General features: G+C 44.1%; 11 protein-coding genes. All 11 read left to right on the top strand.

Translation table 11 applies throughout. The features are described 5' to 3' along the window. Nucleotides 1-46: 46 nt before the first annotated feature. The 11 genes from PHEP_RS13425 to PHEP_RS13375 all read left to right on the top strand — a co-directional run bounded on the left by PHEP_RS13425 (nt 47) and on the right by PHEP_RS13375 (nt 16765). A complete protein-coding gene (locus tag PHEP_RS13425; RefSeq protein WP_015808523.1) occupies nt 47-1198 on the top strand; it encodes a FecR family protein in 1152 nt (383 codons plus the stop codon). A 260-nt stretch (nt 1199-1458) separates the two neighbouring features. Continuing rightward, the gene (locus PHEP_RS13420; protein WP_015808522.1) at nt 1459-4842 is read left to right on the top strand and encodes a TonB-dependent receptor; all 3384 of its coding nucleotides are present in this window, start codon (nt 1459-1461) and stop codon (nt 4840-4842) included. Nucleotides 4843-4853: 11 nt separating this feature from the next. Next, on the top strand, nt 4854-6323 hold the full coding sequence (locus tag PHEP_RS13415; protein WP_015808521.1) for a RagB/SusD family nutrient uptake outer membrane protein: 1470 nt from the start codon (nt 4854-4856) through the stop codon (nt 6321-6323). 9 nt (nt 6324-6332) lie between these two features. Beyond that, a complete protein-coding gene (locus PHEP_RS13410; protein WP_015808520.1) occupies nt 6333-8222 on the top strand; it encodes a glycoside hydrolase family 97 protein in 1890 nt (629 codons plus the stop codon). A gap of 48 nt (nt 8223-8270) precedes the next feature. Continuing rightward, nucleotides 8271-10568: a glycosyl hydrolase family 95 catalytic domain-containing protein gene (locus tag PHEP_RS13405; RefSeq protein WP_015808519.1), complete on the top strand. Its 2298-nt coding sequence runs from the start codon at nt 8271-8273 to the stop codon at nt 10566-10568. Between the two features lie 163 nt (nt 10569-10731). After that, nucleotides 10732-11016 (top strand): hypothetical protein, encoded by a 285-nt coding sequence (locus PHEP_RS13400; RefSeq protein ID WP_015808518.1) that lies wholly within the window; start codon nt 10732-10734, stop codon nt 11014-11016. Next, on the top strand, nt 11003-11491 hold the full coding sequence (locus PHEP_RS13395) for a putative toxin-antitoxin system toxin component, PIN family (protein ID WP_015808517.1): 489 nt from the start codon (nt 11003-11005) through the stop codon (nt 11489-11491). The genes PHEP_RS13400 and PHEP_RS13395 overlap by 14 nt, the downstream gene beginning before the upstream one ends. A 325-nt stretch (nt 11492-11816) precedes the next feature. Then, nucleotides 11817-12629: a hypothetical protein gene (locus tag PHEP_RS13390; protein ID WP_015808516.1), complete on the top strand. Its 813-nt coding sequence runs from the start codon at nt 11817-11819 to the stop codon at nt 12627-12629. A 63-nt stretch (nt 12630-12692) separates the two neighbouring features. Beyond that, nucleotides 12693-14483 (top strand): alpha-L-fucosidase, encoded by a 1791-nt coding sequence (locus PHEP_RS13385; RefSeq protein ID WP_015808515.1) that lies wholly within the window; start codon nt 12693-12695, stop codon nt 14481-14483. A gap of 9 nt (nt 14484-14492) precedes the next feature. After that, the gene (locus PHEP_RS13380; protein WP_015808514.1) at nt 14493-15665 is read left to right on the top strand and encodes a DUF5009 domain-containing protein; all 1173 of its coding nucleotides are present in this window, start codon (nt 14493-14495) and stop codon (nt 15663-15665) included. A gap of 221 nt (nt 15666-15886) precedes the next feature. After that, the gene (locus PHEP_RS13375; RefSeq protein WP_015808513.1) at nt 15887-16765 is read left to right on the top strand and encodes an AraC family transcriptional regulator; all 879 of its coding nucleotides are present in this window, start codon (nt 15887-15889) and stop codon (nt 16763-16765) included. Nucleotide 16766: the final 1 nt, after the last annotated feature.

Below are 16766 nucleotides of genomic sequence, written 5' to 3'. Positions count from 1 at the left end.
CGGCTTTCCTGTCTTAAAGATATAAAGGAAAAATACAGCATAAGGTATGCAGAAAGACCCGGGTAAATTATTGGAAAAATACAAAGCAGGCAATTGTACTGAAAAAGAAAAAGCAATTGTAGAAAGCTGGTATCTGGAACTGGTATCCAAAGGGAATGCCCCGGCCGCTGCGGACATCGAAATTTCTAAAAAAGAAGTTTGGGCATCCTTAGCTGAAGGTAAAACGGATCCAAAGAAAAATACAGTATGGCGCTGGGCCATTGCAGCAGCAATCCTCTTTCTCATCGGTGCGGCCGGGTTATTTAGCTTAAAAGAGGAGGGTACAACCACCCTTACAAAACATACGCTAAAAAACAACGATGTGGCCCCTGGTAGCAATAAGGCCTTTCTGACCCTGGCAGATGGAACTAAAATATCTTTAACAGATGCTGAAAATGGAGAGATTGCCAGACAGCAGGGACTTAGCATTCAAAAAACAGCCAATGGGCAACTGGTATATACGGTAGATGACAAAGCTGCCGGAAAAAACAGTAAGGTCGCATTCAATACCATCGAGACCCCAAAGGGGGGACAGTACCAGATCAATTTGCCTGATGGTACCAGGGTATGGCTAAATGCCGCTTCATCCCTGCGCTATCCTACAAAATTCAGCAGCAATACCCGCAGTGTTACACTCCAGGGTGAAGGATATTTTGAAGTTGCCAAAATAAGCGACAGTAAGGCCAGGCGTATTCCCTTTATTGTTAAAACTGCAAACCAGGAAGTAGAAGTATTGGGCACGCATTTTAACATCAATAGTTATGACGATGAAAATGAGGTCAAAACCACCCTTTTGGAAGGTTCCGTGCGGGTGTCTCTGGTAGGAAATATTAAAAACGGCCCTTCAAAACTGCTGAAACCGGGCGAACAAAGTCAGCTGGGCAACCAGGCTATCCAGGTAAAAACTGTGGATACCGAAACTGTTATGGCCTGGAAAAACGGCGATTTTGTATTTAAAGGAGAAGACCTGAAAAGTATTATGAAAAAAGTGGCCAGGTGGTACGACGTAGAGGTCGTTTATCAGGGAGATTTCGATCACCTGAAATTTGCAGGCTACCTGTCCCGCTCAAAAAATATCTCATCGGTACTGGGAATTATGGAATCAACCGGAAAGGTTCATTTTTCCGTTGAAGGAAGAAAGGTAACTGTATTAAAATAGCAATATCATTAAACAAGCAATCATATTATCTAACCAAATTTAAACAGCATGAAGAAAAAAACTACACACTCACCTTAAACAGCTTTAATTTTTAATGGCTTAATAAAAACCGGAAGTGCTGCGAACACTCCCGGTAAAAAAATGGCTGGGATTACCCGCAAACTTTAATTTTTAGTTTAACCCAACTTACCAAATGTATGAACTTTTACACACAATTAGTATGTAAGCCACCAGGCTTTGTACACAAATTTCTGTTGATAATGAAATTTACAATAATTTTATTGGTCACGGTCTTTTTGCAGCTCGCACAGGCTACTAAAGCCCAGCGCATCACTTTTTCACAAAAAAATGCCAGTCTGGAACAGGTGTTTAAAGAGATCCGGAAACAAAGCGGTTACGATTTCTTCTACGATCTGGAAGACATCAAGAAAGCAAAAAGAGTAGATCTTTCGGTAAACAACGAAACCCTCGAAGAGGTCCTGAACCGCTGTTTTGAAGATCAGCCCTTCACGTTTATGGTTAAGGACAGAACAGTGATCATTAAAGAAAGGCGACAGCCCAAAACTACCGGTATTGCAGCTGTTGTTCAAAAGGTAGACATCAAAGGAAAAGTTACCGATCAGAACGGTGGCCCGCTGCCAGGTGTAAGCATTAAGCTGAAAGGGTCAAACCTGGGCACCATGAGCGATAGCAATGGTAACTATGCCTTGTCCTTACCCGAGGGAACGGGTACCCTGGTATTCAGCTTCATTGGTTTTGCGCAACAGGAAATCGCTGTAAATGGCCAAAGTACCATTAATGTAGTGTTAAAGGAGGAAGACAAAGCGCTTACAGAAGTGGTAGTGGTTGGTTATGGTACACAAAAGAAAGTGAACCTTACCGGCGCGGTAAGCAATGTTTCTGGTACCGAGCTTACCACCAGGCAGGCACCCAATACCACTTCATTGCTGCAGGGCAGGATGCCGGGCGTGCAGGTAACCCAAAACTCCGGACAGCCGGGGGCCGAGGCAGCCAGTATACGCATCCGCGGCCAGGGAACATTTAGTGCTGCCGGAAATAATCCGCTTATTTTAATAGATGGGATAGAAGGAAACCTGAACAATGTAAACCCTAACCAGATTGAAAGTGTATCCGTATTGAAAGATGCAGCTTCAGCTGCCATTTACGGATCAAGGGCGGCAAATGGGGTAATCCTGGTAACCACCAAGTTTGGCAAGGCAGGAAGGCTAAATGTAGATTACAGTTACAATTTCAGTAGTCAGCGTGCCACTTCTATGTACGACAGGATTACCAATTCAGTAGAGTTCATGGAATTGCTGAACAAGGCCATTGCACATACCAACACCAGTGCCAACCAGATTTATAAACCTGAAGAGATTGAGGCATACCGTCAGGGTGCCTTAACCAATCCGGCACAATATCCAAGCTACGACTGGATGAATGCCATTTTCCGCACCGCACCCATGCAACAGCATTACCTGAGTGTTAACGGAGGTAAAGAAGGTACCACCTATAATTTCGGTGCGGGTTATCTTGACCAGGATGGTATCCTCATTGCCACAGGTTACAAAAGATATGATGCACAGTTCAACTTCAAAACCAGCCTGAACAACAAGGTTACTTTTGGAACCAACCTGGCCTTTTCAAAAGGCGATAGGAACGAAACGGCTTTAAATGGAAATTTTGATGGCAATTCAACAGAAGATCAGATACTGAGTGCCCTTGCTGCGCATCCAACTTTTACCCCTAAATTGCCTGATGGCAGTGGAAGGTATGCTGCAAAGGCGTTGATCCAGGAAGGAGGGAATAAAAATCCCGTGGCTATGGCCGAAAACGGTGGCAGGTACATCAAAAACTATTACACGCTGGCATCTGCATTTTTGAATGTAGACATTTTACCGGGCCTGAAAGGCGAGATCAAAGGCGCGGTAAAATACAATGATATGCAGAGCAAAGTACATGTGGTTGGTGTACCCGGATACCTGTTCCTGCCCGATGCTGGTGGACAATATGCGTTTAATACCCAATGGAATGGAACAGTAGGCGAGAACAACCTGACCGTTCGCAACGAAAAGGATGTACAATACACTTTGTTCGGAACATTGAATTATACGAAGACCTTTAATGAGGTACACAATTTCTCGGCATTGCTGGGTGCAAGTCAGGAAACTTTCCGTTACGACCGCATACAGGGCTTTAGAAGAAACGCACCGGCAGATAATATCCTGGAGCTGAGTGGTTATTCGCCAGGCGGGCCACTTGCTGAGGGCTTTGCCTATCAATGGGCATTACAGTCGCTTTTTGGAAGGGTAAACTACAACTACAAAGAGAAATATCTGCTGGAAGGTAATTTCCGTTACGATGGTTCTTCACGTTTTCCTACAGGCAATAAATGGGGATTCTTCCCTTCGGCTTCAGCAGGATGGAGAATAAAGCAGGAAGATTTTATGAAATCTGTAGATTGGATTAGCGACCTGAAAGCCCGTGTATCATGGGGCCAGGTGGGTAACCAAAATGTCAACCGTACACTTTCAGGCGAATCGATGCCTTATCCATATCAGGATGTGCTGAACCCTGTGTCGTATAGTATTGGGGGTGCACTGCAGCAGGGGGTAACACAGACCGACCTCATCAACAGGGATATTACCTGGGAAACGACCACTGTAACTGATATTGGTCTCGATTTCAGTTTGTTCAATTCCAGGGTATTCGGGAGTGTAGACTGGTATTCCAAAAACACTACCAATATTTTAAGGTCATTGCAGGTGCCGGATTTTATTGGTATTGCAGGGCCAACGGTAAACCTTGGCGAAATGAACAATAGAGGCCTAGAACTCTCATTGGGCTATGAGAACAAGAGCAACAATTTCCACTACAAAGTGCAGGGTAATTTTGAGACCTACAAAAATAAACTGGTCAAATTTGGTTCCCGTGAAATAGACAATGGAAACGGGTATATCAGACAGGAAGGGCTGCCCTATAATTCTTATTATATGTATGTGTTTGATGGCATTTATCAAAACCAGGCCGAGATCACTAACGGACCTACCCCTTTGGTAACCCCAAAACCGGGTGACATGAAGTATAAGGACGTGAGCGGGCCTAATGGTGTACCTGATGGTAAAATTACTACAGACGACCGCATAGTGGTTGGTGGTGCTTTTCCTAAGTTCAACTATGGTTTTACTTTTAATGCAGATTATAAAAACTTTGACTTGAGTTTATTCATGCAGGGGGTACAAGGCCGTAAGATCTATATCAAAGAATGGGGAATTGCGCCTTTCAGACAGGCCAGTCCACCACCTACTTTCTGGAGGGATGCCTGGGATGGCGAGGGTACTTCTAATACCATACCACATATCTTTAATGAGAATTACGGGCCAAATACGCAGGTATCTGACTGGTGGTTACAGGATGCTTCCTACCTTAGGTTAAAAAACCTGCAGCTGGGTTATACTTTCTCCAGCAAAGTGTTAAGTAAAATTAAGGTGCAGGGGCTAAGGCTATATGTTTCGGGCGATAACCTGCTTACTTTTACTAATTTCTTCAAGGGAATTGATCCGGAGCGTGCCGCTGCCAATGGCAGGGCCGCCATTTATCCTCAGGCCAAAATTTATTCATTTGGCCTTAAAGTAACCCTTTAATCATTGTTATCATGAAAAAGATATATGTAAAAACAATGGTTCTTCTGATGCTGGGCACTTTAGTGCTTTCCTGCAAGAAGACCTTAGATACTGATCCGCTCTCCAATCCGAATACCGCAAATTTCTGGAAAACAGAAGGAGAAGCCAATAAGGCACTGATTGCCTGTTACAGCAAGCTGAAAGAACCGATTATTTCAAATGGTCCCAGTCAGAGCGGTAACTTCCTGTTTTGGGAAGCACTGTCTGACAATGCCTCCAATACATCAAATTATGAATCATTTGATATTGTAATGCGGGGCGACCACAACTCGGCCACAACCGGTATAGTGAGTAAGTCGTTCACCTTCGGTTTTCAGGGAATTGCTTACTGCAATTATTTTATGGCCAATATTGACCGGGTACCATCAATGGCAGAGGCTACACGCAACAGAATGAAGGGCGAAGCATTGTTTCTGAGGGCTTTCTATTATAACGATCTCGCTCAGCTATATGGCGACCTGCCACTCATTTTAAAGCCTGCCAGCCTGGATGATGATTTTAAAAATACTCCGAGATCGCCAAAAGCAGATGTGGTAACACAGATACTGAAAGATCTGGACCTGGCCATTTCTTACTTACCGGCTACAGCTTATACAGACGGACGTGCAGTAAAAGGATCAGCAATAGCTTTAAAAACCCGGGTATTGCTAAATAACGAACGTTTTGGTGAGGCCGCAACTGCAGCCTGGAGCCTGATCGGTGATCCAGCCAATCCATTCCAGCTAGCGGACAGTTATTCAGGGATATTTTTTGGAAACCAGGCCAACAATAAAGAGATCATGTTCTCTGTACAGTTTAAGGCCCCAGATGATTACCACTCTCTGGACCAGGTAATTGGTGGCAGGATGTCAGTATTTCCAACCGTTGAACTCAGAAATGCTTATGAGCCTAACGATCCGCGCAGAAAGATGACCATTTTTGAAGCCAATGATCCATGGGCTTACAATCCTGGAGGTTTTAAACAAACAGGCAGTACAGCCGAAGGACAGATCCCCTATACCACCATGGCCTTCAAAAAATGGGTAAATACAGCCATAAACAATGCATCCGGAGCAACCCTGAGTGATCAGCACATGGTCAAGATCCGTTATGCCGATCTGTTATTGATGTATGCCGAAGCCATGTTCGAAAGCGGTCAGGGTGCCGATCTCAGGGCCTTAAAAGCCTTAAACGACGTTCGGGGAAGGCAGGGTGTAAACATGCCGGCTAAACCTGCCCTTACCAGGGAGATCATCAGAAACGAGAGAAGGGTAGAGCTTGCTTTTGAGGGATTGCGTTATAACGACCTGATCCGCTGGAAAATTGCCGCCCAGGTGATCCCTCTGGTTCCTTATGATGCCAAAGGAACAAAACGTAAGTTCAAATCTTATCTTTTCCCAATCCCATTGGGGCAAATGGATATCATGAGGAACGTATGGACACAGAACCCCGACTTTTTATAATTAAAAAGAATGGCTAAAATTAACCTGTTGCTTTCGCTGCTGCTATTGGTAGCGGCGAAAGCCTTTTCGCAAACTGCGGGTACAAGTGTCCAAAGCCCCGATCAGAAAATAACATTTGCGCTTTCTGTACAAAACAATAAACTGAACTACTCTATCAGCAGCAATAAAGATAAGGTAATCTCCTCTTCAGCCCTCAGCATGTCGGTTGATGGTACAGTGATTACCGATGATGTTACCCTAGGCAAAGGCGAAACTTACCGTCAGGACGAAACCTATCCCTGGTATGGGGCACATTCAACTGTCCGGAACCATTACAATGGAGCAAAAATAGCTCTCACAAAAGGCAGTTTAAACTACATTTTAGATGTCCGTGTTTTTAACGATGGTGCAGCCTTCCGCTTCATTGTACCCGGAAAGGAAAATGTTAAACGGATTGCCGATGAAGCTACGGTATTTACCTTACCTGCAGGTACAACAGCCTGGTACCATGATCTTAACATGCATTATGAAGGAGTATATGAAAAGAAAGGCCTGGATACGGTTAAAGTTGGCGAATGGGCAGCACCATCCGTAACATTTCAATTGCCCGGCAGCAAAACATACCTGGCCATTACCGAGGCCGACCTTAAAAACTATGGGGGCATGGCCCTGCAAACAGACGGGAAAAGAGGAATGCTGCTCAGGCTGCCGCAACACCAGCCAACATCTTATCCCTATAAATTGCGCTACAGCCCCGAAGATACTTTAAGGCTGTCCAAACCTGCAGCCATAAGCGGAACCATCAGTACCCCATGGCGGGTGGTAATGATTGCCAGGGATCTGAATGCCCTGGTAAACAATGATATGGTGCATAACCTTTGTCCCCCGCCCGATAAAAACCTGTTTCCTCAGGGCATTAAAACCGAATGGATAAAACCGGGTCCTGCCGTATGGAAATACCTGGACGATGGGGGCGAAAGTACCGTAGCCAATATGAAAGAGTTTTCCAGAATGGCAGCCGAACTGGGTTTTAAGCACAATATCCTGGAAGGTTTCTGGCGCAAATGGAGCGATGACGAGCTCAAAGACCTGGTCAGTTACTCCCGTAAAAAAGGGGTAGAGATCTGGCTTTGGGAACATTCCAAAAACCTTTGGGACGAACGCGCAAGACATGCCTTTTTTAAACGCTGCCACGATCTGGGAATTGGTGGTTTAAAGCTCGATTTCTTTGATCATGAAGCCAAAGATGTGGTAGACCTGTATCAGGACATCCTGAAAGAAACCGCAGAACTGCAATTATTGGTCGACTTTCATGGTGCCAATAAACCAACCGGACAAGAGCGCAGCTGGCCAAATGAACTGACCCGCGAAGCGGTTAAAGGTATGGAAGCCAGTAAGCTGGCCGATAGGGCAGGACACAATGTAACCTTGCCTTTTACCCGTTTTGTTGCAGGCCATGCCGAATATACACCGGTGCATTTCGGTGAACGCCGGAAAAATACCAGCTGGACACACCAGATTGCTACAGCAGCTATCTTTAGTGCGCCATTGCTTACCTATGCCGCCAGTCCGCAACACCTGCTCAGCAACCCTGCGGTAGCCATGATCAAAAGCATCCCATCGGTATGGGATGAAACGATCGTATTGCCCGGTTCGGCCATAGGCGAAGCAGCAGCATACGCACGCAGAAAAGGCAATACCTGGTTTCTGGCTGTCATCAATGGTACAAAAACACTGACACTGGACATATCCCTGTCGTTTTTGGGCGAAGGGACATTCGAAAGCATGGAAGTACGTGATGTGAAAAATGAACCTGCAAGTTTAAAAGTAACAACGGGGGTAAACAGTAAAAAGGACAGGATACTCCTTAACCTGGAAGGGGGTGGTGGCTTTATAGCCAGGTTTACCAAACAACCTTAGCCGCTCCGCTCAAATCTTAAAATAAAAATGACCTAAATAAACGCGCGTATGACCACCAGATCTCTGCTCCAGTTAACGGTAATCCTGCTGCTATGTGGAAGCAGGCCGGGCAATGCCCAGGAAATTTACGCCGGGCGATATAAAGCTGTTTTTACTGCAGCGCCCCAAAAGGTACCCACTGCCAAAATACCCGATGGGCCACTGGCAGGAAACGGAGATATTGGTTTAACCCTGGGGGGTAACCCGGATAATTTATGCTTTTACCTGGGCAAAAACGATTTCTGGCGTGCCTATCCGGTTTATCCTGGCGGGGGCATTGCCCTGCCGGGATGGTTGGAACTGAACATCAGCGCCCTTAAGGGTGCTGATTATTATGCAGAGCAGGTGCAGGACAAAGCTTTCATTAAAGGGGAATTTACCAAAAACGACCTCAAGGTTATTATGGACGCCTGGGTATCGGCTACTGCCAATACCGTTGTGGCCAGCTTTACGGCCACTAAGGCCTGTACGCTAAAAGCATTATTAAAGGCCACAAAAGGCAATACCTCGGTAAATACCTCTGGTACAACGCAGGGGATACACTGGGTAACCCGCTCTTTCCAGAATACGCCCTTGCTGGAATGGCCATGCCATGTGGCTATGGCCTTAAAAGTATTGGGTGCCGAACAGCAAAATGATGGGAGCATAACCTTAAAACCCAATCAAAAGGTAACATTGGTGGTTACGATATACACCAACCAGGATAATCCTGACTGGAAACAAAAGGCCATTACAACAGCCCTGGCAACTACCCAAAATACACTGGTACAGCTCAGAGAACAACACGAAGCCTGGTGGAAAGATTTCTGGGGGCGCTCAAATGTCCGCATTGGCGATCCATTTATAGAAAAATATTATTACGCCTCCCAATACCTCTTTGGGGCAACATCCCGCGGCAATAAATTTGCCCCGGGCATCTGGGGGCCCTTTGTTACCCGCGATTCTTCGGCCTGGGGTGGCGATTATCATTTAAACTACAATTACCAGGCGCCCTACTGGGCCGCCTATTCTTCCAATTATATAGACCAGACCGATAATTTTGACCAGCCCCTGCTGGATTATATGGAAAAAGGAAAAGCACATGCCAAAGCCTTGCTGGGCATGAAAGGCATTTATTATCCCGTAGGGATAGGCCCAAAAGGCCTGGTTACCACCCGGTGGCCACTTACGCCCGATGAAATGGAAAAACGCTATGCCACCCGCGAAAATACCATCGATGGCGGCTATAAATTCCTTGGACAAAAAATCAATGCTGTGTTTAGTGTGGGCAATATGCTGATGCGCTTTTACAGTACCTACGATAGGGCCTATGCCCTCAAAATTTATCCATATGTATTGGAATGTGCCAATTTCTGGGAAGATTACCTGAAATTTGAGAATGGCCGTTATGTGATCTATAATGACCATTATGGCGAGGTGATGCCCAACCTGCGCAACAAAGGGGTTTGGCGCAATATGCTGGGCGATTTTAACTCGACATTGTCCCTTGGCCTTGTAAAAATGCTGTTTAAAGGGGTTGTCGACCTCAGTACTTTTTTAAATGCTGATGCCGGCAGGTTAGAAAAATGGCAGCACATTGTAAAGCACCTTAGTGATTTTACAGTGGCTGAAGTAAACGGGAAACTGAGTTTAAAGAGTGTAGAAAAAAGCCCTTCGCCTTGGCACAGTGGCATCAATGGCCTGGCCAGGGTTTCTATCCATGGCCTCATCCTTCCCGGAGGGGTTTGCGGCCCTGAAACCGATTCGGCCTTTAACCAGGTTTTATTAAATGATGTAAGCCGCTGGAAAGAAAGGATGAAAGCTCCGGGCGAATGGGCCAATACCCTGGGCAATGGCATAGAAACCTGTTTTCCAGCCGCAGTAAGGGTGGGTTATGATGCGGATGAAATATTAAAGCAGTTAAAGGATCGGATTACTGTGCAGTCGCTACCCAATCTCTGGATCACTGCTGAAGGCGGTGGTACAGAAACCCTGGCCGCAGTGCCCCTTACTATAAATGAAATGCTGCTGCAAAGCTATGAGCAGGTGATCCGCATTTTTCCGAACTGGAACAAGAATAAAGATGCCAGTTTCGACCAGTTGCGTGCTTATGGTGCGTTTTTAGTGAGCAGTAAGCAGGAAAAAGGAGAAATACTGTTCGTGAAAATGCGGAGTGAAGCCGGTCGTACTTGTACCATCCGCAACCCATGGCCAGGCAAGGCCGTTCAATTGTTCCGTAACGGCCGGAAGGCAGAAATACTTACCGGTAAAACTTTTGCTTTTGGTACCAAAGCAGGGGAGAAACTGGAGTTGCAGAAAGCCGGATAAGGATAAGCCATGATTGAACCAGGTTTCTGATTAAATCATCAAAATAATGATTTATCTTACAATATTTTACTATATAGATTTATAAATTAATCTATAAAATAATTTTGTTATCTAAAGTTTTATTATTAAGTTTGATTTAACTTATTATTTAAAACTGAATGTTATGAAACGCATTGTACTTGAAGTGGATAATGTAATTGCCGAAAACTGGAAAATATGTGGCCAGGGTTTACGGGATAAGGTAACCAAAATCGTTTCCAGGGAGCTGAAGTATCCGATTGGCTATGCCCGTCCGGATGAAAAGGAGGCATGGGAACGCTATAAAAAAAATCTTGCGACTCTTCCTAAATATCTTGAATCTATAAAAGAATGCCAGAATGAGGCAGTTAAAAATGGCCTAACCCAGGATATATTAGATGAATTACTCAAAGAAGATGTTAGAGGCTAGGTATTTTGTATTTGATACAAATGCATTGATTAGTGCACATCTGATTCCTGGATCTGTGAGTTTTAAAGCATTTGACCTGGCATTAAAAAATGGTACTATTGTAAGTTCTGTTGAAACGTGGTATGAATTCTCAACCCGTTTTATTCGTCCAAAGTTTAATAGCTACTTAACAATAGAAAAACGGGAGTTTTATATCCTAATGTTAAAAAACAGAACAGAGTTTGTTGACGTAAAAAAACAAGTTACGATTTGTAAGGATCCAGATGATGATAAATTTCTTGGTCTTGCTGTTGCTGCGGATGTTGCCTGTATCGTCTCCGGTGATAAGGATTTATTAATTTTGAATCCTTATGAGAACATTCCAATATTAACGCCGGTACAGTTTTTAACTTATTTTGCCGAGTTGGATGATTCATTTATTGTTAATGAGCCAAATGTATATTATGGAAATATGAGCAATGCTGCTCAATTTTAGCAGAGGAACGAAATATACTGACAAAATTACCATTTTTATTTCTGGCTTTATAATTGTTTAAATTGCTGATAATGACAGTTTTGGTGTAGTTGTTTCTTTAAAAGAAATACTTACCGGGCATTGTTAGTACTTAAACAGAACTGGGGTTGAATTTGGAGTGAGTCCGGAATGAGTCCGACATGAGTCCGAGGTGAGTCCGACTTTTTCCTGAAAAAAGCCGGACTCATGACGCTGTCATTACGCAATCTATACGCATTCATACCAAACTTGGCCAAAGCCTGCATGAAGTACTTTAACCAAATATTAACTTAAAGTAAAAAAACGAATGGGGAAATTTAATGGAAAACACCTGACTGGCCTGGTTGGCGAGACGGTGAGCAGAAGAGGTAAAAACGGGAAGACGATTTTACAGTCTAAACCTGGTAAGTACAAACAAACAAAAGGAACACGGCGGGCGGCTGGCGTGTTTGGCCAGGGCATCAGCCTGGCCTGCGTGATTCGCAAAGATTTACATTTTCTGATCCGGGACAATTATGATGGTGACATGATTACGCGTTTTAATACCCCGGTAAACGAAGTGTTGAGGCACTGTTACGATAAAGAAACTGAAAAGTTCACTTTTGAAACGGATAGCTTTGAGCGATTGACCGGTACTGAGTTCAATCTCAAATCACCATTGATCAACAGTTTGTGGGTATCTGCCCAAACTATGCTGGAAGGAAATATACTTAAAATCCAGCTTCCTGAAATTGAGGTCGGGAAACAGCTAAAATTCCCCCTGCGGGCAAATGTATGCGAGCTTAACATTGCTGTTGCAGTAATTGCACTGGCTCCGGGCTTGCATAAGTCTGCAATGCATCAAAGTATAGAGATCAGCAAAGATCAGCAAATTTTACCTGCACAGGAATTTACATTTGAAATTCCTGATGGATGTTTATGTGTAGCGGGCATAGGACTGCAATATTTTTCGTTGCATAACCAGGTTAAAACGGTAATCAATAGTAAAACCTTTAATCCGGCAGCTGTATGTGGTGCCCTTGTCAGTCCGGGCAGCTTTGTAAAACCGGCAAGCCAGAATACACCTTATTATGGCCGCGCTTCGGAATGGATGGATATTACGAAATTAAAACTAGGCTAATATGCTTGAGTAAATAGCTAAAACCGCAGAATTTATCAAAAGATAAAGCCCTTATCTTCAACCATGCGAACGACTAATTATTTTCTTACAATTGTACTTTTTTTTGCCTGCACCCTTTCCATTCATGCGCAAACCATGGATGAAATGTGGGACAGCAGTGTATCCGGTAAAGCAAACCCCAATTTAAAATGGTTTAAGGAAGCAAAGTTTGGCATGTTTATCCACTGGGGGCTGTATGCAAAACTTGCCGGTGAGTGGAAAGGCAAACGCTATTATGGCAGTGGGGAGTGGATCATGAGCCAGGCCAGAATACCGGTTGCTGAGTACAAAGAAGTAGCCAAAACTTTTAATCCCATTAAGTTTAATGCGGATGAATGGGCGCAGCTGGCTAAAGATGCAGGGATCAAATACATGGTAATTACTGCCAAACACCATGAAGGCTTTTCTATGTTTGATACTAAGGTGAGCGATTTTGACATTGTGGATGCTACACCTTATAAAAAAGACCCGATGAAAGCCTTAGCCGAAGCTACCAGGAAAAGGGGCATTCAGTTTGGGTTTTACTATTCACAGTTCCAGGATTGGTATGAGCCAAATGGTGGAAAAAACAGCTGGGATTTTGACGAGACGAAAAAAGATTACCAGAAATATTACAGGGAAAAAGCCATACCCCAGTTAAAAGAGCTGCTTGGCAATTATGGTCCTTTGGGAATTGTATGGTTTGATACTCCCGGGGGCATGACCAAAGAACAGACCCTGAACTTTGTAAATGACTTAAGGGTATTGCAGCCAAAAAGCCTGTTTAGCAGTCGCGTTGGCCATGGTCTGGGCGATTACAGGGATTTTGGCGATTCGGAAGTGCCAGACACGCCGATAAAAGGGGCCTGGGAATCTATTTATACGCACAACGATTCATGGGGCTATATTAAACATGATATGAATTTTAAAACCCCTGCAGAAATTATCAGGCTGCTGGCCAATGTAGCTTCAAAAGGTGGTAACCTGATGCTGAACGTAGGGCCCGACGGGGAAGGCAATATTCCCGAATATTCGGTAAAGTTTTTAAAGGAAACGGGTAAATGGCTGGATAAAAACGGAGAAAGTATTTACGGCAGTACCTATGGCCTGATCCCGGCACAGCCCTGGGGGGTAAGTACCTCTAAACCGGGTAAGCAGTACTTACATGTCATGCGCAGGCCTTTGGATGGGAAACTGTTGATACCTGATTTTAAAGGTAAAGTTGCAAAAGTCTATAACCTCGTTAGCCAGCAACAACTGAGTTGGAAAAATACAGGTAAAGATATATGGATCGATTTGCCTGTTTTTGAGGCAGATGCTGCAAATACGGTGGTTGTGGTAGAATATTCGGGTAAAATTGACGATTATGACCTGAAGGTGCCCATTACGGTTTCCGGTCAGTACCCCGAAAATATAGTGGGGGCCACTTATGCCAGACTAAAGGGGAATGCGAAGATCCAGAGTTTAACCTATAGCCATTATTATGGCGACTGGAAGCATACCGTTTGCGTAACAGATATCAAAAGCAACAATGACGAAGCTGATTTTGCCATTCGTGTTACCGAACCCGGGGTTTATAAAATTGCGCTGGAATATTCCTGTGCACCCGAAAGTGCCAAACAGGAGGGTAGCATGACGGTAAATGGCCAGGAGTTTCTGTTCCGTACATTGAGGACCTCAGATTTTGATAAAAAAGCACCTTTGCCATTTATTAAACATGTGATAGCCACCACTACTTTCAGTAAAGCTGCTGATTACCAGATCAGCATCCGGCCTTTGCAAAATGGAATTGAGTTATTTAAGTTAAAATCAGTTATATTGGAACCTGTAAAATAAAAATAGCCTATGGAGCTTAAACCCGGCATCAGATTCCAGGCGGTTGATGTGTTAAGGGCACTGACCATGTTCCTGATGATTTTTGTAAACGATGTGGGGAGTGTGAAATACCTGCCGCATTGGGTAGATCATGTGGAAGCAGATGTAGATGGGATGGGTTTTGCAGATACGATATTTCCGGCATTTTTATTTATTGTAGGGCTTTCACTTCCATTTGCGCTGCAAAGCAGGATGAACAAGGGGAAGTCTTTTTTGTCCATTTCCCTTTATATTGTTTTAAGATCGGCCGCACTTATTGTAATGGGCTTTTTTCACGTCAATTCTGGTGCATACAGCGAGGCGGCATTGCTGCCCCGTCCGGTCTGGACAATCCTGACCACCTTCAGTTTTTTCCTGATCTGGATGGATTATCCCAAGCAATGGTCCCTTCGTAAAAAGAACCTGCTGGTGACGCTGGGAATTGTATTGCTGGCACTGCTGGCCTGTTTGTATAAAGGAGGGAAGCCCGGCAACCTGCACTGGATGCGGCCTTCCTGGTGGGGCATATTGGGCATTATTGGCTGGGCCTACCTGGTTTGCGCCTTTGTTTATTTGCTAAGCAAAGGAAAGGCATTTTGGCTGGGTACTGCACTGGTCTTGTTTTTTGGCATTAACCTGCTTTCACATGCCGGTTTAATGCCTTTTGAAATATGGATTATTGGCGATGCTTCCAACGAGACACTCATTATGTTTGGTGTGCTGGCTTCGCTGCTGTATGTGAACTGGAGAAATGCACTGAGTGGTCGTTTGCTCGCTGTATTTTCAGCTGCGGGGGTTTTACTGATTATTTTAGGCCTGTTGGTAAGACCTTTTACAGAGGGGATCTCTAAAATCAATGCTACACCTGCCTGGGTGGCCATATGTGCCGGCATCAGTTTACTGGCCTTTGCGCTGATGATCTTTGTGGTTGAACTGAAAGGTAAAAAGGGATGGTTCAGCAGCATAGACGCTGCCGGTACAAGTACGCTGACCTGCTATCTGATCCCTTATTTTTTATATGCCTTTTTTGAGCTCGCTGGTTTCTGGTATCCGGACCTGATCAATACCGGGCTCATCGGAGTTTTGCGTTCCTTTATCATCTCATTCCTGATCATCCTGCTGGTAAGGCAGATGGAAAAAAGGGGCATCAGATTAAAAATTTAAATATGGGCCTGTTTAAGCGTTTTATTTAAGATTTTCCCCCTATTCCTTTAAGATTTTAACCCCTGTTACATTTAATTCCGGTATAAATTAGCCTTACCAAATATAATGTTAACGGGCATGCCGCATGTCTTTAACCTGTAAGCTAAAGGAGTTCCGGGCAAAATCTGTCTCATTGTATTTGGTCAGCTAAAAAACCAATTTAACTAAACCAAATATTGATTATGAAAGCACAACTACTTAAAGTATCTATGGAGCCTGCACAATCCTTTAGTGTAAGGCAAGATCTGGAGCCTTCTGTTAATAATAAATGGCACTATCACCAGGAAATTGAATTGATCTATTTTAATAAAGGCGACGGTACACAATTTATCGGCGACAGCATTAAACGTTTTAAATCTGGTGACATTGTTTTACTGGGGGCCAACCTGCCACATTACTGGAGGTTTGATGATGCCTATTTTACAACCGATACCAAACCGGCAGCAGCCGATATAAGGGTAGCCCATTTTAGTGAGAACCTGTTTGGCGAATGCTTTTTAAACCTTCCTGAAAATAAGCTGCTCAAAGATATTTTAGAAAAAGCCAAAAGAGGCGTAAAGGTAACGGGTAAAAACAAGGCTGTTGTGGCAGAATTAATTACCCGGATGTTGAAAGCCGAGGGCACAGAAAGGATCATTATTTTGATGCAGGCGCTGGTAGAAATTGCCAGATCGAGCCAGCTTGAAGTGCTTTCTTCTGTAGGTTTTCATTACGACCTGGAAATGATTGAGAAAGACAGGATCAACGACATTTACGACTATACTTACGCCAATTTCAAAAATAAGATCTACCTGGAAGAGATTGCTGAAGTTGCCAGGATCAGTCCCAATTCTTTTTGCCGTTATTTTAAATCACGGACACGTAAAACCTATTCGCAGTTCTTAATAGAGGTTAAAGTAGGGCAGGCCTGTAAGTTGCTGATAGAGCATAGCCTAAACCTGAAACAGGTGTGTTACAACAGTGGTTTTAACAATTTTGCCAGTTTCCATAAGTGCTTTAAAAAGATCACCGGCAAGAGCCCGCTATGCTACCAGAAAGAGTTCGTTAGCGCCTGCGCCTAAT

Source organism: Pedobacter heparinus DSM 2366, assembly GCF_000023825.1.
GTDB lineage: Bacteria > Bacteroidota > Bacteroidia > Sphingobacteriales > Sphingobacteriaceae > Pedobacter > Pedobacter heparinus.
Note: the sequence above shows the minus strand (reverse complement) of the source record. Positions and strands in the feature narration are given on the sequence as shown.